Here is a 21,927-nt window from a genome sequence, read left to right on the forward strand (position 1 = left end):
CGTTAATTTAATCAAACTTTATTACAAATCTACTCAACAAGAAGTTTATGTTAGAATTCGATTAAGTTTGTGAAGTATATGTAACTTGGTAACTTTTATATGGAAAAGAAGGAACATAGGCAGATGGAAAATATAATAAGTTAATTAATGCAATTCCTGCTCAAGAATATGATATTATGGGACAACTATTTAAATTTATGAGTAATTGAGGGATTTACTTGACGATTTTCAGAGTAAGCAACATCGAGAGACATTTTAGTGAGTGTCAGGTGGCATGTTCGGTTACTTCCCATCCTATGCATTAGGAATGATTTATGCAGCACAGTGGAAGCACGCGATGGATAAGGATATTCCAAACTTTGATGAGCTATTAGAAAAGGGAGAGCTACTACCTATTCGTGAGTGGTTAACAGACAAGGTCCACCAATATGGAGCATTGAAAAAGCCATTCGAGCTATTACAAGAAGCGACAGGGGAAGGCTTAAATGCGAAGTACCTAGCAGACTATTTACAAGAAAAATATACGAAACTCTATCAATTATAAAGTGAAAAGAGCGATTTCTCGTTACAGAGAAATCGCTTTTTTATAGGAAGATGCTTTGGATGCTTACCACAATTGATAGCCTTTGGAGCCGGCTGGTGAATTCGAAATAATATCGATAATTGGTACTGTGTAAGCGAATAAAATTAAGGCTACTAAAATAACAAGCCATATTTTAAAGTTTTCTAAAATAGCTGGTGTTGGACCGCTAAGCTCATGTACATCACCTACTGGGAATTCCTCTTCGCCTTTAGGTGCGAACCAAGCTAATTTCACTACGATATAAATGATCACTAGGATGGCGATAAAGAGAATTGTTCCACCCACAGCTTGTGCGATTTGATAAGGAATCCAATCGTAAGCCTGCTGAGCGCCACCATATTCTGAGTAATCTGAGCGACGAGGCGCACCAATCAGACCAGCAATATGCATTGCTGAAGACATGATCGTCATACCAGTAGCCCATAAGATACCAGCGAAATTACTAAGATTATTTAAAGACTTCGAAAGTGTACGGCCTGTTAAATGTGGAATTAACCAGAATGCCGCACCGAAGTAAGTTAAAACAACAGCTGTGGCAATCGTTAAATGGAAATGCCCTGTAACCCAAATAGTATTATGAATTAATTGGTTCATTTGATAAGAGGCATTGACAATTCCGCCTGCACCACCTGGAATAAATGACACCATACCGATAAATGGTACGAAGAAACGAGCATCCTTCCAAGGTAATTTTTTAAACCAACCAAATAGTCCTTTTCCACCTAATTCACGTCCACGTAACTCGAACATTGCAAACATCGAGAAGGCCGTCATGAGAGAAGGCACGATTACAGCAAATGTTAAAACAACTTGAATGAACTTCCATGTACCATCAATACCAGGCTCTGTTAACTGATGGTGAATCCCTACAGGAATAGAGAAGAGTAAGAACAGCATAAACGAAAGTCTTGCTAAAGAATCGGAGAAAATTTTCCCACCAATTACTTTTGGAATAATCACGTACCACACCATATAGGCAGGTAATAACCAGAAGTATACGAGCGCATGGCCAAAATACCAGAAAAGGGTACGCGATAATGCCACATCGACACGCTCAATTAAACCTAAGGACCATGGTAACAATTGAATTAAAACAGAAGCTGCAACACCAAGCGTTGCCACGAACCACATTAAATTATTAACAACTACCATAAATGATAGTAATGGGCTGCGTTGTCCACTCGCTTTATTTTCTTTGCGCCACTGGACATAACGTAAAATTTGACCTGCGCCGCCAACCCAAGAACCAACTACGACGAATGTAAGACCTAAATAGAAAATCCAATGTGCCTTTAATGGCGCATAGAATGTATAAAGAACAGTTGCCTTATTCAATAAAACCATCGTTGCTGCAGCAGCTGTACCAATAGTCATTAACCAAAAACCAATCCAGCCAAGTTTTCTCTGAGTATCAGTGAATGTACCAGATGTTCGACTTACACTTGCAATTTGGAAGCCGTAAATAAAGAATGTAGTTAATATAAGACCGAGTAATACACCATGAACTGTTAGTACTTGATAATAACCAATGCCTGCTGGTAATGTAAATTGACCAGAGCGTACAAAAACCTGTAATAAACCTGCAAGACCACCTAATAACAATGCGATAAATGCCACGTAAATATGTGCCATTGCTAGCTTTGCATCTCGACGATCCACTTTTGTCATTGAATTAGTGTGACTCATTTGAATCCACCACCTTTAGCATAGAGTGCATCATCGTATGTCCAGTACCACAATACTCATTACATACGATTAAAAACTCGCCAACCTTATTGACTTCTGTCACATATTCCGAAATATAGCCAGGCTCAAGCATCATATTGATATTCGTACCTGCAACCTCAAAACCATGCATAACATCCTCGCTTGTTGCGATAAATTTCACTTTTGCACCAAGTGGAACCTCAATTTGTGGAGGATTATAATTGAATGCAGAAGCAATTACCACCACTTCGTAATCCCAATCCTTACCTTCTACCTTATGGACACCTGGATTATCAAAAGGTGCTGTCTCTTTCACTTTCTCGTAATCTAGTGTTTTTTTACCATTGTTTGGATGGGAGCCTTGATGAAATGCTCCGATACCGAGAATGATCAGGAATGCCACTAAAGTGGTAACTCCAAACACAAGCCAGTATTTCTCATACTTATGTATGTGCATATGTTTCTGTCCCTTCTTCGTAGATTAAAACCGTCCAATGAACAAATCGAAGCAGTACACCCAAAGTAAAATGATGATAATACCTACTCCAAAAACTGCATAGAGTGAACCTTTTAAATTTTCATCTGACTTCTTTTTATTTGCCATTTTTGCTCCTCCTACGCTTTTTATTGTTGTGTTTCTTACAGTCATCATATAGAAATCCATTGCATTTTGATGTGAAAAAAATCACACTTCTAGGGGAATTATGTGAAGAAAGTGTGAAGGATTTAAGAGAGAAAAAAAACAAGCCATCTCAAAAGTCATTGAGATGGCTTGCTTAATGATTGTAATTAACTTTTTTTAATAAAAATAATAGATTTTAAGAAAGGGAGAACCGTCCTTCTCATTCCCTTGTGGGCGAAAGGCAAATCTTACACACATACATGCTGAATGTCTTGCATACAATGTCTTATTTGGAACAGACTTTAAACCTACCAAGCTTCTATTCCGCTTCTTCTTCAATTGTTAATAGAACTGTTAGGGCACCGACGCTTGGGACCGAAACTGGGAGAGCAAAGGCCTTTTCAAAGCCATATAATTTTGTATTGCCCACCATCACCGTTGGCGGAGTGATATCAATTTCTAAGCTTTCTTGCCCAACAGCTGTACATAAATTTCCTGCAATCATGTTACCAAATTCTCCTGTAAAGGATTCTAGCATTTCTCCTTCAAGCGGCATACCGAACATAGTGCTACCGATCCCGCTGAACACTTCGGGAGAGGAGTCAATGATAACGCGTCCCTTTAAATCTCCGATTAAGCCAATTAATACGCCCATTTGTTGCTGTTGAAAGGGTTCAGAAATAATACTAGGCGACTTTACTTCTATATCCATAGGAAGAATGGTTTTTAAAGCGTGGATTGTCCCGTTTAAAATAGTTTGAAAGTACTTCGAATTACTCATCATTACCGCATCCTTTTTCCGACTTTTCTACATCTTACCATGTAAAAAGGGTAAGATGAAAGTATGTCTTGACGAATTAACGTGAAATTTATAATATATTAATGAGAATGATTTTCAAATTCAATGTAAACGTCTGAAAACTTAACGAAAAATAACTAAGAAGGAGCGGTTCGCAATGACTTTCGTATTGATTGGAGCAGCTGTAGTGATCTATATTGGAGTTGGAAAATACGTCATGAACCAGGCAACTGCACATTTGAAATAAGAGCTAATACTTGTTAAACATCTTTAGGCATGGTCCGAATATTCGGACCATGTTTTTTTGTATTTCTAGGAATGATAAAAAAATTAAATGTTTTTTCGGAATAATTTAATTAAGATGAATTTTTATTTTTTTCTGAAAACTATTGAAATAACCAAGTTTTTTCTGTTAAGATTTTAAAAAATGGAATCGCGTTTCATATTTTGGAACGGAGGGGGAAATGAGTTTGAATATTTTAGAAGTAAGCGATTTGAAAATAGGTATTCAACAAAATAAAAAAGATATTGCCATTGTGAATGGAGTATCATTTCAACTTGAAAAAGGAAAAACTTTGGGGATTGTAGGGGAATCAGGTTGTGGAAAAAGCATGACATCACTTTCACTTATGGGATTGTTACCTGCCGGGGTTAACTGGCAAGGTGGAGAAGTTTACATAGATCAAAAACAAATTAATAAAAAGTCGAATAAGGAATGGCGAAAGATTCGTGGGAAAAAAATTTCTATGATATTTCAAGAACCAATGAGTTCGCTCAATCCAGTATATAAGGTTGGTTCCCAAATTATGGAAATGATTCATAGCCATGAAAAAATTTCAAGGAAAGAAGCTCATGAACGTGCCGTTGATATGCTTCGTCTCGTAGGTATTCCTCGTCCAGATAAAGTAGTGAATGAATATCCTCATCAATTATCAGGAGGAATGCGACAAAGGGTTATGATCGCCATGGCATTGGCTTGTGGACCAGAAATATTAATTGCAGATGAACCTACTACAGCATTAGATGTGACAATCCAGGCTCAGATTTTAGATTTAATGAGAGACATACAAGAAAAACTAGATATGTCCATCATTTTAATTACCCATGATCTTGGTGTAGTAGCAGAAATATGTGAGAAAGTAATTGTGATGTATGCCGGTGAAATAGTGGAAGAGGCAACAGTGCTAGATTTGTTTAATTATCCGCTTCATCCATATACAAAAGGGTTATTAAATTCATTGCCTGACATTGAATCAGAACAAGAGTACCTTCCATCAATAGAAGGGGTGGTGCCATCACCATCCGATATGCCTTCAGGTTGTAGATTTTTCGATCGCTGCGAATTTGCAACAGATCAATGTAAAAAGAAGCCTGATCTATATACAACCTCTATTGGTACCAAAGTTAGATGTTGGCTGTACGAAGAGAACGAAGTAGGAGGGGGAATTGTCAATGGGCAGTCCATTGTTAGAAGTTAAACACTTAAAGAAATATTTTCCAGTTAAAGGATCACGTTCTGGTCATTTAAAAGCAGTAGATGATGTTTCATTTTTTGTAAATGAGGGTGAGGTTTTAGGAATTGTCGGAGAGTCTGGGTGCGGAAAGTCCACTATGGGTAAAACATTAATTCAGCTTCTAACACCTACTGAGGGTGAAATTTTACTGAATGGAGAAAATATTGCCACTCTTAGCCCAAAAGAGGTACGTCAAAAGCGCCGTGATATGCAAATCATCTTTCAAGACCCTTTTTCTTCCCTTAATCCTCGTATGAAGGTGTTTAAAATAATCGAAGAACCTTTGGTGAATTTTGGAATAGGTACAAAGGAAGAGAGAAAACAACGCGTTTATGAAGTAGCTAAACAGGTTGGACTTACACAAAAGCAGTTAGAACGTTTTCCACATGAATTTTCAGGTGGTCAAAGACAACGGATTGGAATTGCTCGAGCATTAGTGTCCAATCCAAAATTGATTGTTGCAGATGAACCAGTATCTGCTCTGGATGTTTCCATTCAATCTCAAGTATTAAATATTATGAAAGATTTAAAAAAGGAAATGAACCTTACCTACATTTTTATATCACATGATTTAAGTGTAGTGCATCATTTTTGTGACCGCATAGGGGTAATGTATTTAGGAAAGTTAGTGGAAATGGCAGATAAACACGAATTATTTAATAATCCTAAACATCCATACACAAAAGCTTTACTATCGGCATTACCAAAATCTCATCCTTCAAAAGTAAAGGAGCGAATAGTGCTAAGTGGAGATGTTCCCAATCCTGCTAATCCACCATCGGGTTGTACATTCCATACACGATGCCCAAACTGCATGGAAATATGTAAAGTGACACCTCCGAAATTTAAAAAAATTGGCGATAAGCATGAAGTTTCCTGTTTACTTTATGAAGAGCAAATGGAGCGATTAACATGAGCAAAACATTGGAAAAAGGTATTAATATTTTAACGTTATTTACTGAAGAAAAACCTTCTTGGCGGTTAGACGAGCTAGCAATCGAAACGGATATTCCTAAACCGACTTTACATAGGTTTTTAAAAACATTTACAGATTTAGGCGTATTAAAACGTCCTTACGTTCAAAGCGGTGGACAGTTAGTATTGAGTGATCATTATCTACTTGGGAATAAACTCATTGAATTAGGTGCAATTGCTGCAAATTCAATTGAAATTCGTTCTTTGGCTATACCGTATATGAAGATGTTGCAACAGAAGTTTGACTTGGCTGTTCAACTAAGCATACTGGATGAAACAGATGGTCTTTATATCGAAAAAATCGAAAGTTTAAAACCAGTTTTATTATATACACGGGTGGGGAGAAGAGCACCTCTTTATGCAGGCGCTTGTTCAAGAATACTTTTATCCTTTCAATCAGAGGAAAAAATTAGTGAGGTACTTCAAAAAACTCGTAAAAAATATGCTAGTGGAACACCTGTTACTGATGAAGAGATATTTGAACTAATTGAATTTGGGAAAAAAAATGGCTATGCCTACAGCGTGTCAGAATTGGAAGAAGGCACTGTATCAATAGCAGTACCGATTTTCAATAGTGAACGCAAGGTAGAATACTCGATTAGTATAGCGGGCATAGAGACACTCATACCAAAAGAAAAAATAAATGAATTTTTAGAAGGTCTGTGGGAAACGGCAGCTTCAATATCTGCTGAACTAGGTTATTCGATGCCATATCCTTATGGCGTATAGATAGCACAAATACAAAAGGGGATGAACAATGTATGAAGAAACAAAAATGGATTGCGCTATTACTTGTTTGTATAATGATTGTTTTAACAGCATGTAGTGGCGGTACATCATCAAAAGACGAAAGTAAAAATAGTAGTAAATCATCTGGTGAAAATCCAGCAGCAACACGTGGAAATGAATTAGTTATTCGTGTGGCAGGAGACCCACAAAACTGGGACCCAATTGATACATTTTTACTTGCTTGGAGTACAGTAGCAACATCGGTATTTGAAGGATTAGTAAGTCGTTCTTTAGATTTAGAAATTCAACCAGGATTAGCGGAATCTTGGGAATATATAGATGATAAAACGATTGTCTTTAAACTACGACAAGGTGTTACCTTCCATAATGGCGAACCGTTTAATGCGGAAGCAGTTAAATTTACATTTGATCGACTACTAGGAGAAGAAGGTCAACAAGGTCCGCAATATTCAAACTATACGTCGATTGACAATGTTGAAGTGACAGGTGACTATGAAGTCACTATGCACCTAAATGCCATTGACCCAGTATTATTGACTAAACTTTCAGGATATGGTGCTGTCATCGTACCACCTAAATATATCCAAGAACAGGGTGCAGAGAATTTTGACATGAAGCCTGTTGGTACTGGTCCATTTAAAATGACTGATTATCAACGTGATAAACAAGTAGTTATTGAGCGATATGAAGATTATTGGAATAAAGATGCTATTAAACTAGATAAAGTAACATTTAAAGTGATTCCAGAAACAGCGACGGCACTGGCAGAATTACAAACAGGAAATATTGATATTATGACACGTTTAGAGGTTTCGCAAGCGGCAACAGCAGAAGGAACTGATTTCATTGAATTAAAGGATGTGTCCACTCCTACAGCGTATTCAATTCGTTTTGATACAGCACAAAAGCCTGTTGATGATGTACGTGTTCGTCAAGCGATTAACTATGCCATTGATAAGGAAACAATAGTGAAAGAAATTTTAGGTGGCTATGGCAACCTCATTAGTTCGTTCCAAAGTAATCTATCTTTTGGCTATAACAAAGATTTAGAGCCATATCCATATGATCCAGAAAAAGCAAAAAAATTACTTGCCGAAGCTAAGGTTCCTGAAGGTACTACACTTGAATTGTTTATTCCAGGTACGGATGGAACATTTAAAGAAATAGCCCAAGCAGTAACATTTTATTTACAAGAAGTGGGATTAAAAGTTTCTATTAATAGTGTGGAAAATACTACATTCCAATCAGAGTTAATACCACAAGGGAAAGCTGGTCAAATGTATAAAAATGGCTGGGGTGGTTGGACTTTAGATTTTGATAATACAGCTTATTTAATGTATCACGAAGGGGAATTCTGGAATCCATCCTATAAAAATGAAAAAGTTGAACAATTATTAGCGGCAGAGCGAGCAACGATTAATAATGAGGAGCGTCAAAAAATCTTTAAAGAGCTGACAGAAGTGTTATATGAAGATGCTGCAGAAGTTAATTTATATTCTGAGGTTGAAATATACGCAGTGAATAAACGAATAAAAGATTTCCAACCACCTCATGATGGCCGCTTTAGATTTGAAGGTGTCACTGTCGAGTAAGTAAAAAATTATGAGATAGTATGCTTGTCATACTATCTCTTTCATTTCAAATTAGGAGGATGGAATTATGCTTTCCTATATACTACGACGTTTATCGCATACAGTGTTGGTGATAATTGCTGTCTCATTAATTATATTTTTCGCCATTCGTTTAACGGGGGATCCGGTAAGCATCATGTTCGGTGCTGGGGAACCTTCACAACAAGCAGTAGAGGAACTGACAGCAAAGTTGGGTTTAGATAAGCCTATTTGGGAGCAATATATCATATTCATGAAAGATTTAGTAACGCTTGATTTTGGTACATCGTATCGTTCGAATAGTCCAGTTTTGGAAATGTTGTTAGAACGAGCATGGCCAACACTAGCACTTGCTTTAGGGGGGATGACTGTAGCATTGTTAATCGCTATTCCTATCGGTATCCTATCTGCAGTTTATAAAGGCAAGTCCATTGATATTTTTGGTCGTATTTTTTCTTTATTAGGTATCTCTTTCCCTAATTTTTGGTTAGCGTTTATGCTAATCTTGATCTTTGCTGTTCAGTTAAAATGGTTACCTGTATCGGGCTTTGATGGGTTTAGCTCATTGATCCTGCCATCCATTGCATTGGGTCTGATTTTATCTGGTATTTTAGTTCGATTAATTCGTACCTCTATGCTTGAGGTGCTTAAAATGCAATATGTGACAACTGCTCGAGCAAAAGGAATTAGAGAATGGCTTGTCATTATTCGACATGCCTTTCGAAATGCCTTATTGCCAACTGTGACGTTTGTTGGGTTACAGTTCGGTGGACTTTTAGGGGGGGCTGTTATTGTAGAGCAAGTATTTTCTTGGCCGGGAATCGGAAGATTAATTGTTGATTCTATTAATCAACGAGATTATCCAGTCGTACAGGGTGGAGTAATTCTCCTAGCTCTTATCATGATTGTCGTCAATCTAATTGTGGATTTATGTTATTCATTAATTAACCCAAAAATACGCACTGGAAGAGGTGACAATTAATGACACAGATAATGGAAGCAGAAACAGTCGAAATAAAAAAGGTTAGTAGAATAATAAGTATTTTAAAGTTTATTAAAAATAATCCAACTGGGATAATCGGTCTATTATTAGTTGTCACGACTATTCTATGTGCGATATTTGCCCCTTATATTGCTCCACATGATCCAGGAGCAGCTAGCTTAGGACATCGTCTAGATTTGCCTAAATGGTTAGACGATACTGGTAAATCTCAATATTTACTTGGGGGAGACCAAGTTGGACGGGATTTGCTAAGTAGGATTATATATGGTGCTCGTATTTCCCTTTTGGTAGGGATTTGTGGTGTGCTCATTTCGTTAGTCCTTGGAACATTTCTTGGAATTGTGTCAGGGTATTTTGGGAAATGGATGGACGATTTAATCATGAGGTTAGCTGAAGTTCAATTAGGTCTGCCATTTATTTTACTAGCAATTGTAATTATGAGTGTATTTGGAACAGGGATTGAAAAAATCATTATTATTCTTGGACTTACATATTGGGTTAGTTTTGCTAGGCTAATTCGAGGGGAGATTTTAGCTCTAAAGGAACAAGAATATATACAGGCTACAAAGGCAATCGGAGGCACACATTTTAAAATTATCCTTAAGCACATCTTACCAAATGTTGCTTCTTCGATTTTAGTGTTAGCAACGATGTGTATCGCAGAGTTTATCTTATTAGAGGCTTCACTAACATTTTTAGGGTTAGGTGTTGAACCGACAGTACCTTCGTGGGGCGGAATGTTAGCAGACAGTCGGAATTATATGACGTCAGCTTGGTGGATTTCTGTATTTCCAGGTATTGCAATTATGTTAACTGTACTAGGCTTTAATTTACTAGGAGATTGGCTACGAGATCGCTTAGATCCAAATATGAAAGTTTAGGTGATAGTGTGAACTCTAAAATATTTTCAATTTTATTTAATAAGAATGAAACCCTAAAAAAGCCTTCTTTATTTATAAACTTACCTACAAATCTTGTTCCAATCGGATTGATTGATTTTTGTGCGAGGTTAGGCTTAGAGTCAAATGAAATAGATTTTGATTTATTTCAAGCGTCTAATCAGCAGTACTCAATGGAATTTTTACAACATAGTAGTACATTTATTTCACAGAATGGGTCTATCTTTACACTCTATTATGAGACTGAGTCTTCGCTGTCAACGTTGTTAAGTACGATAGCAAGTGAAGGAATGGCCGAAACGCATACAGATATTCCATCCTCTTATTATGAAAGTTTAAGTCATCTGTGGTCAGCCTATGGAACTGGTGAGAAGGACGAGGCACATCCACATCAGCATTTAAGTGTGAAAATTAATTTACAACAAGAAATCATGTCAAACGCCATTATAAAAGAAGTTTGCTATCTTGCATTACGTTTAGGACTGTATGCTACCTCTGTTTCTTTACCAGTTGTCACAGAAGATCATCGACAGTTCTCGATTGATATCAAGCAAGGAACTGAAAATTTCATAGAGTTAAGTTCTAGAAACGTTATTCAAATTTGTGGTACTAAAGATTGCTTACCGACTGTCCTACATTCAATAGCAAAAGAAAAGCATGTGTCTGAAGGTGGCTTATTTGGTGTTTGGGAGCTAAACGAAAAACAAGTAAATGTAGCAGATTTGTTGTATGAAACAACATGGGAAGATGAATCGGAAGCATCGTATATTTTAAATGCTTTGCAAGATGAACCAAATAAAATGCTTGATGCTGAAATCTATCTTACAGCTTCTAAAAAAAATCGAGATGAATATTGTTTAGATTTGTATAAGAAATTTTCAAATTTAAAGACAATTACAGTTCGCTCTGCGTTTAAAACAGGGTTATACTGGATATTAGAGGAAGTACTTCCATCTGTTTCGGGTCATTTTGAACAAGTAAAAATAATATGTAAAGATGGGGTTAATCAAAATGGTTTAGAACAACATAATCGCTGGATTATGGAACTTTACCCAGTGGATGAATTGATTGAAATGCAATATGGCATACCGAAAGAAAATGTACAATTTGAGCTTTCAAGCACACAGCAGCACATCTATAGTGTCTATGTTGATGATCTATTAATTGCTGAATTAAATCCGCTGATTAGTGAATTGGATTATGTTGATGGTCAGAGAAAAGTCTATCCAACTACAGCGGGGTATAGGTTATTTGAAGATGGGAAACTGGTTCAAGAAAATGCAATATTGTCAGATCGTGAGCGTTTCTATAAAACGTATATCAATGAGTTTCTTCCTCAGATAGTGGGAAAATTAAATATTGATGTAACAAATCGTGATCAAGGACAATTGTTCCCTTTATTTGATCGCATCGAAATTGACTTTACTTCATCTGGAATTGAAGAAGAATTAAACGTGAAGCAAGAAGCAAACTCGTCCTTTGAAGCGTTATACGAAGACCTTTATTTTAACACGCTTGATTATTTTAATGAGCTCGGTCGCCGATTAGTTAATCAACCTTATCAAGCTCCTGGTGGTATTATTCCCTTTATTCATATAGAGGAAAATATTTATAAGCCTATTAAAAGTGTAATACGGGCATACAAATGGCATGAAAAAACCAATTTAGTTCCAGTTACAAAAAGAATTTTATTTAACCAAGAGGGGCAATTTGAAACAGTAGAAATGTATTTAGGTAATTATCTGAAAGTAATGGAAATGAATGATAATTTAAAATACAAAATTAAAAATGTTTATCAACTATCAACGCGGTATCAAAATTATTCTGAGGTCAAACTAAATTATGGGGATATATCTTACAAAGGGAATGTCATTCCATTTTTTGAAGTGACTGAGCCTATTACTAGTGACTTTTATTCAGGACTTAAAAAATCGGATGAAAAGCATACGATTGTCTTTGAAGCGGGCCATCATCCAAACGAAGTATCTAGTACACCTGCTATATTAGAGCTCATGGAAGATATTATTTGTCACCATCCTGAAATCTTAAAAAAGATTAATATAATCATTATTCCGCTATCAAATCCAGATGGTTATGAAATAATGGAGAGCTTGACAAAAGAACATCCAAAATGGAAACATCATGCTGCAAGATTTAATGCGGTAGGTTTAGAGTTTGCCTATGTCAAATTCCAAGAAAGTGTATTTGGTGAGGCAAATGTTTTACCACTTATCTTAAAAAAATGGGCACCTGATATAGTGATTGATGATCATGGAATCCCTGCTCGTGAATGGGTTCAACCATTCGCAGGATATGCGTGTCCACCTATTTTCCCTGTTTCTTACACGCTTCCAAGTGCTAAGATCTACGGAATTGGTCGATATGCGGATTATGATACGAGGGAAGTCCAGGCTACGAATCTAGAACGAGTAGCTGAAAAAGTGAATATGATTTTTGAGGGTACAATATTTGCCCAAGAAAATGCTTATTGGCGTGAACGCTACTATAAATATGGCACAAAGTGGGATCCACAAAAGTACCCAATTGAAGAAATGGGAAATATAAATTTTTATCGAAGTATGGAAGTTACGCCAACATACTCATCTGTAAGTATATTACGCTACCCGCAGTGGGTGGCTCTAGATATCATTTCTGAAGTGTCTGATGAAATTGTTTATGATGAAGAATTAACTTCTTGTATTGAAGCACATAAATTATTTAATCAAGCTATTATTGAAGCAGCACTTTCTACTAAAGTAAATAAAATTAAACAATTTGGACGCTACTTTAAAAAACGTCCGATAGAAATCAGGTGACAAATATGACAAAAATATTAGTAACAGGGTTTGAACCATTTCTTGATTTTAAAATAAATCCAACAATGCAAATTGTGGAAGCATTAAATGGAAAGAAGATAGATAGCTATGATATCGTCGGACGAATTTTATCTGTTGATTTTCAGCAATCAGCGGAGCAATTAAAACAACATATAGAAGAAGTGAAACCACAAATCATCATTTCATTAGGGTTAGCAGGAGGACGTTTTAAGGTAACACCAGAGCGCATTGCCATTAATGTGAAAGACGGAGAGCCTGATAATAATGGCTATACACCAGTTGATGAGAGTATCTATGAGGAGGGGGAGGATGCTTATCTAACAAACTTACCGATTCGCAGTATGGTAAATCGTTTGCAGGCAGAAGGATATCCAGCGGAAATCTCCAATACAGCGGGTACATACTTGTGTAATAACATTATGTATGAAGGGCTAGCTTATGCACAGCAACATAAAGGGGTTCGTGCTGGCTTTATTCATATTCCAGCATCATTTGAGCTGGCAATCCAACATGGCAAAATTCCCGGCTGGAATATCGGAGATTTGATAGCTGCAGTACAGCTTTGTATTGAGGAGACGGCACGTGCAACCAATCATTGATTTTCCTCATTCGATGTGGATTAGTCAACATACTATTCGTTTTGCATTCAAGGAGGAAATCTCCCACTCAAACTTTCACGCGGTCCAAACGTTTAATCGTTTTCTGAAACAGCAGCTACGACATAACCTAGTTGAAAGTGTTGCAAGCTACCATACAGTAACAGCTTATATTAAACAAAAAATAGATGTTGAACGTTTAGAAATGCAGTGGCTTGAGATGCAAGCCTCCACAACAATTGATAAAGGAACGAATCGATTTTTAAAAATACCCGTCTGCTATGATGAGGAATTTGCCTTAGATTCAAAGCGCGTCATGAATTTTACAGGTTTACCTTTTGAGGACATTAAAACATTGCATATGTCCAAAAGCTATTATGTGTATTTAATCGGCTTTTTACCAGGCTTTCCTTACTTAGGCGAGCTTGATTCTAAATTATTTGTGCCACGCTTACAGAAACCAAGGGCATCTGTATCAGCAAGCTCTGTTGGAGTTGGGGGTGGACAAACAGGAATCTATCCTGTCGATTCACCCGGTGGCTGGAATATTATAGGGAAAACACCGTTGGATTTATTTGATGTTCATGGCAAAGAGCCATTTTTATTTGAACTTGGTGATGAAGTTCAGTTTTATGAAATAACCAAACAGCAATTTTGGGAAATGAAAAGCAAAGGAGTGTAGCGTTTGAAGCCACTTCTGCTCGTAACAAAACAAGGGGTTTATGGTAGCTTACAAGACAAAGGAAGGTACGGCTATCGGGCATTTGGTATTCCGTTATCTGGACCAATGGATAACCGATCGTTTCAAGCAGCTCAGAGAATCTTACATCACCACCATGATCAAACGTCTTTTGAAATGTTTGTGGGTGGTTTTGAATTCGAGGCGCTTGCTGATTGTGTTTATGTATTAACAGGGGGGCATAGTACATGCTTGGTTAATCATGTACCAATCGAAATGTGGAAAACATTCCATTTAACGAGGGGAGATAGATTAGCTATCAAGGGTGTCCATCAAGGCTCTATTGTTTACTTAACTCCATTAGGAGGTTTTCGTACAAACGATGAGCTTGGTAGCCAATCCTGCCTTCCGCTTGGCAATTTGGGAACACGGATTACAAAAGGAAGTATTTTGTATGGGCAGGTATCATCGTCTTTAAAATATAATAGAGGGCTATATGCACCCTATCGTCCGAATTTTGACAGTTCCATTACGGTTCGATTGTTTAAAGGACCGCACTTTCATTTATTTACAGAAAAGAGTCAGCAACAATTTTTACAAAATCCTTTTCAATTTATCGGCGGCAATCGTATGGGCTACTACATAAAAGGACCTGCCTTACAACTTCAGGAAATGAAAGATATACTGTCAGAAGCTACACAGTTCGGTACGATCCAAGTGCCGCAAAGTGGTGATCCCATTATCCTGATGGCTGATGCTCAAACAGTAGGAGGCTATCCTATTATTGCGACAGTTCATGAAGAGGATTTACATAAAGTAGCGCAAATGCGTATGTTTAACACTATTCACTTTGTACTGGAGGAAGCATGATGCCAATTGATATTAATTGTGATTTAGGTGAAAGCTATAATGCTTTTATCACAGGTAAAGACGAAGCACTATTAGACTATGTAACTTCCATCAATATTGCATGCGGCTACCATGCTGGACATCATTCGATTATGCATCAAATTGTCCGTAGTGCCATTAATAAAAATGTTCATATTGGTGCACATCCAGGCTATCCTGATCGAGAGGGATTTGGTCGCCGCAATATGGAATGTAGCCCAGCTGAAATTTACGATATGATGGTTTATCAAATTGGTGCCTTACAAGCATTTGTGCAGATTGAAAAAGGTACGCTTCATCATGTTAAACCACATGGCGCTCTCTATAATCAATGCGCGAATGACCGTGAAAAAGCGTTAGCTGTAGTCAATACAGTGTATGATTTTAATCCACAGCTTATTTTATATGCCTTATCTGGTAGCCTCATCGTAGAGATTGCTAGAGACATAGGGCTTCCGGTATATGAGGAGGTTTTTTCGGATCGACGCTATAACGATGACGGCACATTAGTGAACAGACAGGAACCAAATGCCTTAATACAATCGGAAGAAGAAATGCTAGTGCATGTAAAAGGTATTTTGACTGCTAATGAAGTGTTGTCAGTCCAGTCCCAAAAAATTAAAGTTGCGGTGCAAACCTTATGTATTCACGGTGATGGCCCCCATGCGCTAGATTATGCGAAAAAAATTGCGGATATTAGACAGCAATTACAATAAAATGTAAGAATGGATGCCCTAAACAAGGCATCCATTTTATTTAGATTGTTGTCACTAGCTCAACAGCTTCTAGCACAATGGGCGTACCAGCAGAAAGTGTACCTGTGACAGTATTGAACGTTATTTCAGTTGTAGAAACTGTATAGGCACCACCCTCCTGAAGAACACCATTGATATATAAGTTATAGTAACCATTCGCGACTTCTGGGAATGCTGTTGCGGCTGTACCGCTATCAGTTAAAAACGTTGATGCAGCGACTGTTGTGCCATCTGCAATGGCTAGTGGTGCAGCTAAGACGTTAAAAAATCTTGTAGAACTACCTGTTACATTGACGTGAATATTAATAATGGAAAGTGCCACCCATTTCACCTCCTTTCATTTCCTTTATTTTGTTGTAAAGCCTAGCGATTCGATAATAATGGGTGTTCCTCTATACAATGTCGCATTATAGGGTACGATTGTCAGGGAGGCTGGGGTTACCGTATAAATACCGCCTTCCTGCATTACTGCATTAATATAAAGGTTAACGTAACCATTGGGTGAAAAAACTGCAAACTCAGTAACGGAATTTGCTTCATCATTCCAAAAGAGATCGGCTGGAAGAGTTGCCCCATTAGATAGATCAAGATCAGCTGTAACGATATAAAAATATCGCTGGATCGTTGGTATAATCGTTCCTTCTGGGACTATTTCAGTAGGAGGATTAATGGGTATGCCGTTTGTAGCCTTTATACGGGGCCAGATAAATCGCTCCTCACAGTTACATGAACAATATTTTTCGATGATTTGACGAGACTTAGGATTCATCATATGTCATCACACTCCCTTCATAAAAAAATATAACTTTGCCCCGAATATGCTTACTTTAAAATATGAAGAAAATATATAAAGAACTAGTTGACCATCTATCATTTGGCATAGATTTTTTGTATAAACATGTTTTTGTAAGGATGGAAACGTTGGCATATATGCTTTAAATTAGTGTTATACTTTGCTAGTTGAATAAGGTAGAATACTAATTATGAATAATTAATGAAAAAGGGGTTACTGGTTTCATGAAAGATTTTGAACAACAATTGGAGGGGCTATTAAAGCAAGCCTCTTTGCAATACATAATTTATCAGCATAATGGTGATACAGAGCGTATGGATAAAACATCACTTTTTGCTCGAAAAATTCAGCAAAAAGAGTATGTGATTGGCTTTGCAGGCCATTTCTCTGCAGGGAAGTCAAGTATGATTAATGCGTTGTCTGGTGAAAATCTACTGGCATCTAGTCCAATTCCAACAAGTGCGAACATCGTAAAAGTCCATAAATCAGAGGAAGACTATGCGATTGTTTACATGCACAATGAAAAGCCTGTAAAATTTGAGGCTGGCTATGATTTTAAAACAGTAAAAGAGCTAAGTAAAAATGGGGATTTAGTGTCACAGATTGAGATTGGACACAGTGCCTCTACACTACCACTAGGTGTCACTGTAATGGATACGCCAGGGGTAGACTCCACAGATGATGCACACCGCATGTCAACGGAATCAGCATTACATATTGCTGATATCGTATTTTATACAATGGACTACAACCATGTGCAGTCGGAATTAAATTTCCAATTCACAAAGCAATTAATGAAATATAATCCAAATGTTTATTTAATTGTCAATATGATCGATAAGCATAAAGATAATGAATTGAGCTTCGAAGAATTTAAAGCAACTGTTCATCAATCCTTTGCAGCATGGGGTGTTGTACCGAAGGGTGTTTTCTTCACATCATTAAGAGAGCCTGAACATCCACATAATGATTTTGAGGCAGTAAAGAAAATCGTGATGGACAGTATGAATGATTGGCAGGAGCAGCTTGTACAAACAGCTACGAATACATTGCGTTTATTGCAAAGCGAGCATGACAATTATTTAATGGAAGAAAGACAGGATCGTTTAGCAATTGATGAAGAAATTTTAAGTGCGGATGACTGGGCACACCATCAAGATATTTTAGAGCAATACAATAAATTAAATCGTCAGGTTGAATTATTCTCAGTAGAAGCTTGGAACGAAACGTTTGAGGAGCAACGTAAGGAGTTGCTCGCGAATGCTGCAATTATGCCAGCTGATTTACGTGATCGCTTACGCCTTTATTTAGAAAGTATGCAGGAAGGCTTTAAAGTTGGTGGGCTCTTTACTGCAAAGAAAAAAACAGAGGAAGAGCGAAACCGACGTAAAGAGGATGCGTATAGTGCCTATCAAAATGTGGTCCATGCACAAATTACGGGGCATTTAAAAGGCCTTATGAAAAAGGCATTGAAGGACGTTAGTGCATTAAACGAGGAACGTGCCGCTGCCATTGATGCCTATGTATTTGACTTACCTTTTTCATTGATTGAGCAACAAGTTCAAACAGGCGCTATTTTAACAGGTGATGCTGTGCTAAACTTCGCTAACCGTGTCGCAGAGGCAACAAAGCGCTACTTCATTCAGGAGACAGATAGCTGGAAAAATGCGCAAGCGCCAACACTTGAAGCTGTAGCAACAGAAACTGCTGCACCGTCAAAATTAAAAATGGCGGGTATGCAGGACAAAGTAGATGCTATTAATGCGGTTCTTGAAATTGAAGGCTATCAGCAATATAGTGCAAGCACTATGCATCAAGCGAGCAATGAAATTCGTCAAGTTGCCAATCAACAGCTTACAAATTGGGAACAATCATTTAAGCAAGATTTAGCAGAAATTCGATTATTTGACGAGTCCATGTTGCAGCCAAAAGAGCAAATCATCCAACAAGAGGAAGCTCAGCAAGCTATTAGTGCAACGACTCTACCAATCGAAGGTGTGATTAACCGTGCACTCCATACTGCCAATGCAGTCAAAGAGGTGCAAGGCTTTGCCGAAGTTGCCCAATACCTTGAAAATAAAGTAGAACGTTTACAGAAAAAGGATTTTACGATTGCTTTGTTTGGCGCATTTAGTGCTGGGAAATCTTCCTTCTCGAATGCTTTAATGGGAGCCAAGGTGTTACCTGTATCCCCAAACCCAACAACTGCGGCCATCAATAAAATTCGTCCAGTTACACCTGAGCACCCACATGAAACAGCGGATGTACAGCTTAAAACTGCAGAACAAATGCTAGAGGATATTCAAGGCTCTTATGCGGCGATTGGTTTGTCTGTCTCGTCATTGGAGGAAGCCTATAATCGTGCTGATGAAGGGCTTGCCGTTCAGTTAACGGACGAACGTTTAAATGTTCATAAATCATTTATTCGTGCCTATAAAGAAGGCTATCCAACCTTTAAGTCTGAGTTTGGCTCTATTCTTCGTGTAGACCGTGAAGAGTTTGAAAAATTTGTAGCACAAGAGAATAAATCTTGCTTTGTTGACAATATCGACTTCTATTATGATAGTCCATTAACACGTATGGGCGTGACACTTGTTGACACGCCAGGAGCGGACTCTATTAATGCCCGCCATACAGGCGTAGCATTTGAATATATTCGTAATGCTGATGCCATCCTATTTATTACGTACTATAACCATGCCTTTGCCAAAGCTGACCGCGAGTTTTTAATCCAGCTTGGTCGTGTGAAGGATGCATTTGAGCTTGATAAAATGTTCTTTATTGTCAATGCGATTGATTTAGCAACAACGGATGAAGAACAGGAAGATGTAAAAGGGTATGTACGCTCAGAGTTACAACGCTTTGGCATTCGCTTCCCAAGACTATATGGAGTATCTAGTCTTTTAGCGTTGAAGGAAAAGGTAGAAGGTGCCGATTTAACATCAGGTATGCCACCATTTGAAAAAGACTTCCATACATTCTTAAATGATGAATTGAGTGCATTAGCCGTTCAAGCTCTTGCAGAGGAAGTTGATAAAACAGAGCAACGTTTGGCGGATTTAATTGCCCAAACAGAGGAAAACTTAAAACGTAAAGATGAGCGACTAGAGGAATTAGCAACACTTGAAAAGCATATTCAATCGAAGTTCAGTGTGCTGAATACGAGCATGTTAGAGAGTGAAACAAAACAGGAGCTTGATGAGCTACTCTATTATGTTCTTCAGCGTGTTTATTATCGTTACCCTGAGTTCTTTAAGGAAGGCTACAATCCTTCTACCTTTGCTGCAATGCCAGCACAGCAAGCGTTGGAGCATGCATTAAAAGAAGTGATGCAAAGCTTGCGTTTTGATTTTACTCAAGAAATGCGTGTAACAAACTTCCGTTTATCGCAGTTCATTAGCAAAAAGATGCAACAACGTTTTAAAGATGAAGTCCGCGAATTAAAAGAGTTAAATCGAAGCTTCTCATTCCTAGCCTTTGAATCTTCTGAGCCAAATTTATTGGATTTTGAAGGACCGTTTGCGGATATTTCCAAATATGCTAGCGTAAAATCTCATTTCCGCAATCAAAAAGCTTTCTTTGAAAAGAATGAAAAAGTGAAGCTGAGTGAGGCATTAGAAGCTGTAACAAAACCAGATGCACAAGATTATTTAGATGCACAGAAAGTTTCTCTCATGACATGGGCGATTACGTTTATTGCAGAGGAAGCCGAAAAATTACGTTACTATATCTATCATCAAGCGCTTGAACAAATTGACACAGAAAGATTAGCCTTACAAGAAGAGAGCCGTTTAGCTTCTTGGAAAGCGATTTACGCACAATTACAATACGCATGAGGTGATTCCAATGGGAAAAGTATTCAAATCAGTGGATGAAATTCAGTTTGATAACGTCCGTTTTATCGATGCTCGTTTCGATCTTCAGGACAAAGAGGCTGGCAAAAAGGCATTCGAGGAAGGTCATGCTACTGGTGCTATCTATATTGATTTAGAACAGCAGTTATCGGATATGGACAGCAAAGACGGTCGTCATCCGATGCCAAGCAAAGAAAAATTGGCATCCGTTTTTCAAGAACTAGGATTACGCTATGAAGATCAGATTGTAGTTTATGACCAAGGAGCAGCTCCATTTGCCCCACGCGCCTGGTGGATGCTAACTTATGCTGGTTTCCCAAATGTAGTGATTGTCAACGGAGGTGCCCCTGCGCTTGAGGCGAAAATTCCTTTTACCAAGGATATTATTAAATATCCACCAACCATCATTGAGTTTGATTGGAAAGATGAGCTTTACGCACCACGCCAAGCCGTAAAAGCCATTGTGGATGGAGAGGTGAAAGCCACTTTACTCGATGCGCGTGCTGCTGAACGGTATAGAGGGGAAGTAGAGCCATTGGATAAAGTAGCTGGCCATATCCCAACTGCGAAAAACTTTGACTGGGAGCAATTGAAGTCAAATGGTCAACTAAAGGCAAACGATGCATTACGTCAAAAAGTTACACCTGATGAACAGGTTGTTGTTTACTGTGGAAGCGGCGTAACAGCCTCTCCGCTTTATGCTGTATTAGCAGATGAAGGCTATGAAAACATCCAATTATATGTAGGCAGCTTCAGTGATTGGATTACAGAATATGACGTGGAAAAAGGCACAAACGAATAAAAAGAAACGCTCACTTCGGTGGGCGTTTTTTTATGTAATGCGGTAGATAGAGCGTAAAGTAGAGGTTAGAATTTAATGTAGCGGATAACCTGCTCAAAGTGGCGGATAAGGAAGAAAAAGTGGAGGAAAGAACAATCAAAGTGAGGGATAAAATTTAATGTAGCGGATAGCCTGCTCAAAGTGGCGGATAAGGAAGGAAAAGTGGAGGATAGAATGTTCAAGGTGACGGATAAAATTTAATGTAGCGGATAACCTGCTCAA

Annotated in this window: 19 protein-coding genes and 1 pseudogene; 14 read left to right on the forward strand and 6 right to left on the reverse strand. The window is 37.9% G+C overall.

Features of this window, described 5'->3' with window-relative positions; translation table 11 throughout:
• Window positions 1-265: 265 nt before the first annotated feature.
• A pseudogene (locus tag MHB39_RS08120) lies at window positions 266-544 on the forward strand (carboxypeptidase M32); the annotation flags it as partial.
• 63 nt (window positions 545-607) lie between these two features.
• Here MHB39_RS08120 and MHB39_RS08125 read toward each other — a convergent pair.
• The 4 genes from MHB39_RS08125 to MHB39_RS08140 all read right to left on the reverse strand — a co-directional run bounded on the left by MHB39_RS08125 (window position 608) and on the right by MHB39_RS08140 (window position 3,693).
• Window positions 608-2,269 (reverse strand): b(o/a)3-type cytochrome-c oxidase subunit 1, encoded by a 1,662-nt coding sequence (locus MHB39_RS08125; protein WP_016991925.1) that lies wholly within the window; start codon window positions 2,267-2,269, stop codon window positions 608-610.
• Window positions 2,256-2,747, reverse strand: a complete 492-nt coding sequence (locus tag MHB39_RS08130) for a cytochrome b5 (RefSeq protein ID WP_016991924.1) — start codon at window positions 2,745-2,747, stop codon at window positions 2,256-2,258. Before MHB39_RS08130 ends, MHB39_RS08125 begins: the two co-directional genes overlap by 14 nt.
• A gap of 24 nt (window positions 2,748-2,771) precedes the next feature.
• The gene (locus MHB39_RS08135) at window positions 2,772-2,894 is read right to left on the reverse strand and encodes a hypothetical protein (RefSeq protein ID WP_009370491.1); all 123 of its coding nucleotides are present in this window, start codon (window positions 2,892-2,894) and stop codon (window positions 2,772-2,774) included.
• A 337-nt stretch (window positions 2,895-3,231) separates the two neighbouring features.
• Window positions 3,232-3,693, reverse strand: coding sequence for a chemotaxis protein CheX (locus MHB39_RS08140; protein WP_004269332.1), 462 nt, complete (start codon window positions 3,691-3,693; stop codon window positions 3,232-3,234).
• A gap of 482 nt (window positions 3,694-4,175) precedes the next feature.
• On the opposite strand from MHB39_RS08140, the gene MHB39_RS08145 reads away from it, so the two are divergent.
• The 11 genes from MHB39_RS08145 to MHB39_RS08195 all read left to right on the forward strand — a co-directional run bounded on the left by MHB39_RS08145 (window position 4,176) and on the right by MHB39_RS08195 (window position 16,178).
• A complete protein-coding gene (locus MHB39_RS08145; protein WP_026023343.1) occupies window positions 4,176-5,189 on the forward strand; it encodes an ABC transporter ATP-binding protein in 1,014 nt (337 codons plus the stop codon).
• Window positions 5,164-6,141, forward strand: a complete 978-nt coding sequence (locus MHB39_RS08150) for a dipeptide ABC transporter ATP-binding protein (protein WP_036077504.1) — start codon at window positions 5,164-5,166, stop codon at window positions 6,139-6,141. Before MHB39_RS08145 ends, MHB39_RS08150 begins: the two co-directional genes overlap by 26 nt.
• Window positions 6,138-6,929, forward strand: coding sequence for an IclR family transcriptional regulator (locus MHB39_RS08155; RefSeq protein WP_016991920.1), 792 nt, complete (start codon window positions 6,138-6,140; stop codon window positions 6,927-6,929). Before MHB39_RS08150 ends, MHB39_RS08155 begins: the two co-directional genes overlap by 4 nt.
• A gap of 32 nt (window positions 6,930-6,961) precedes the next feature.
• Complete coding sequence (locus tag MHB39_RS08160; RefSeq protein ID WP_342546240.1) at window positions 6,962-8,542, forward strand: ABC transporter substrate-binding protein; 1,581 nt, start codon at window positions 6,962-6,964, stop codon at window positions 8,540-8,542.
• Between the two features lie 67 nt (window positions 8,543-8,609).
• Window positions 8,610-9,542 (forward strand): nickel ABC transporter permease, encoded by a 933-nt coding sequence (gene nikB / locus MHB39_RS08165; RefSeq protein ID WP_036077499.1) that lies wholly within the window; start codon window positions 8,610-8,612, stop codon window positions 9,540-9,542.
• Window positions 9,542-10,444 carry an ABC transporter permease gene (locus MHB39_RS08170; protein ID WP_342546243.1) on the forward strand — a complete coding sequence of 301 codons (903 nt, stop codon included), beginning with the start codon at window positions 9,542-9,544 and terminating at the stop codon, window positions 10,442-10,444. The genes nikB and MHB39_RS08170 overlap by 1 nt, the downstream gene beginning before the upstream one ends.
• 8 nt (window positions 10,445-10,452) lie before the next feature.
• Window positions 10,453-13,278, forward strand: coding sequence for a M14 family metallopeptidase (locus tag MHB39_RS08175; RefSeq protein WP_258860625.1), 2,826 nt, complete (start codon window positions 10,453-10,455; stop codon window positions 13,276-13,278).
• Between the two features lie 5 nt (window positions 13,279-13,283).
• Window positions 13,284-13,898, forward strand: coding sequence for a pyroglutamyl-peptidase I (gene pcp, locus MHB39_RS08180; protein WP_312124493.1), 615 nt, complete (start codon window positions 13,284-13,286; stop codon window positions 13,896-13,898).
• A complete protein-coding gene (gene pxpB, locus MHB39_RS08185; RefSeq protein ID WP_312124492.1) occupies window positions 13,882-14,577 on the forward strand; it encodes a 5-oxoprolinase subunit PxpB in 696 nt (231 codons plus the stop codon). The genes pcp and pxpB overlap by 17 nt, the downstream gene beginning before the upstream one ends.
• A gap of 3 nt (window positions 14,578-14,580) precedes the next feature.
• Window positions 14,581-15,444: a biotin-dependent carboxyltransferase family protein gene (locus MHB39_RS08190; RefSeq protein ID WP_016991914.1), complete on the forward strand. Its 864-nt coding sequence runs from the start codon at window positions 14,581-14,583 to the stop codon at window positions 15,442-15,444.
• Window positions 15,444-16,178: a 5-oxoprolinase subunit PxpA gene (locus MHB39_RS08195; protein ID WP_342546898.1), complete on the forward strand. Its 735-nt coding sequence runs from the start codon at window positions 15,444-15,446 to the stop codon at window positions 16,176-16,178. The genes MHB39_RS08190 and MHB39_RS08195 overlap by 1 nt, the downstream gene beginning before the upstream one ends.
• A gap of 40 nt (window positions 16,179-16,218) precedes the next feature.
• On the opposite strand, the gene MHB39_RS08200 is transcribed toward MHB39_RS08195, so the two are convergent.
• Together MHB39_RS08200 and MHB39_RS08205 are read right to left on the reverse strand one after the other, a co-directional pair.
• Window positions 16,219-16,539, reverse strand: coding sequence for a DUF4183 domain-containing protein (locus tag MHB39_RS08200; RefSeq protein ID WP_312124489.1), 321 nt, complete (start codon window positions 16,537-16,539; stop codon window positions 16,219-16,221).
• A gap of 24 nt (window positions 16,540-16,563) precedes the next feature.
• A complete protein-coding gene (locus MHB39_RS08205; RefSeq protein WP_342546248.1) occupies window positions 16,564-16,989 on the reverse strand; it encodes a DUF4183 domain-containing protein in 426 nt (141 codons plus the stop codon).
• Window positions 16,990-17,234: 245 nt separating this feature from the next.
• Between MHB39_RS08205 and MHB39_RS08210 the strand changes: the two genes are divergently transcribed.
• Entirely contained in the window at window positions 17,235-20,846 is a 3,612-nt protein-coding gene (locus MHB39_RS08210) for a dynamin family protein (RefSeq protein WP_036077485.1), read from the forward strand.
• 10 nt (window positions 20,847-20,856) lie between these two features.
• The gene (locus tag MHB39_RS08215; protein WP_258860621.1) at window positions 20,857-21,666 is read left to right on the forward strand and encodes a sulfurtransferase; all 810 of its coding nucleotides are present in this window, start codon (window positions 20,857-20,859) and stop codon (window positions 21,664-21,666) included.
• Window positions 21,667-21,927: the final 261 nt, after the last annotated feature.

It is taken from the genome of Lysinibacillus sp. FSL K6-4013, from assembly GCF_038630435.1.
Classification (GTDB): domain Bacteria; phylum Bacillota; class Bacilli; order Bacillales_A; family Planococcaceae; genus Lysinibacillus; species Lysinibacillus boronitolerans.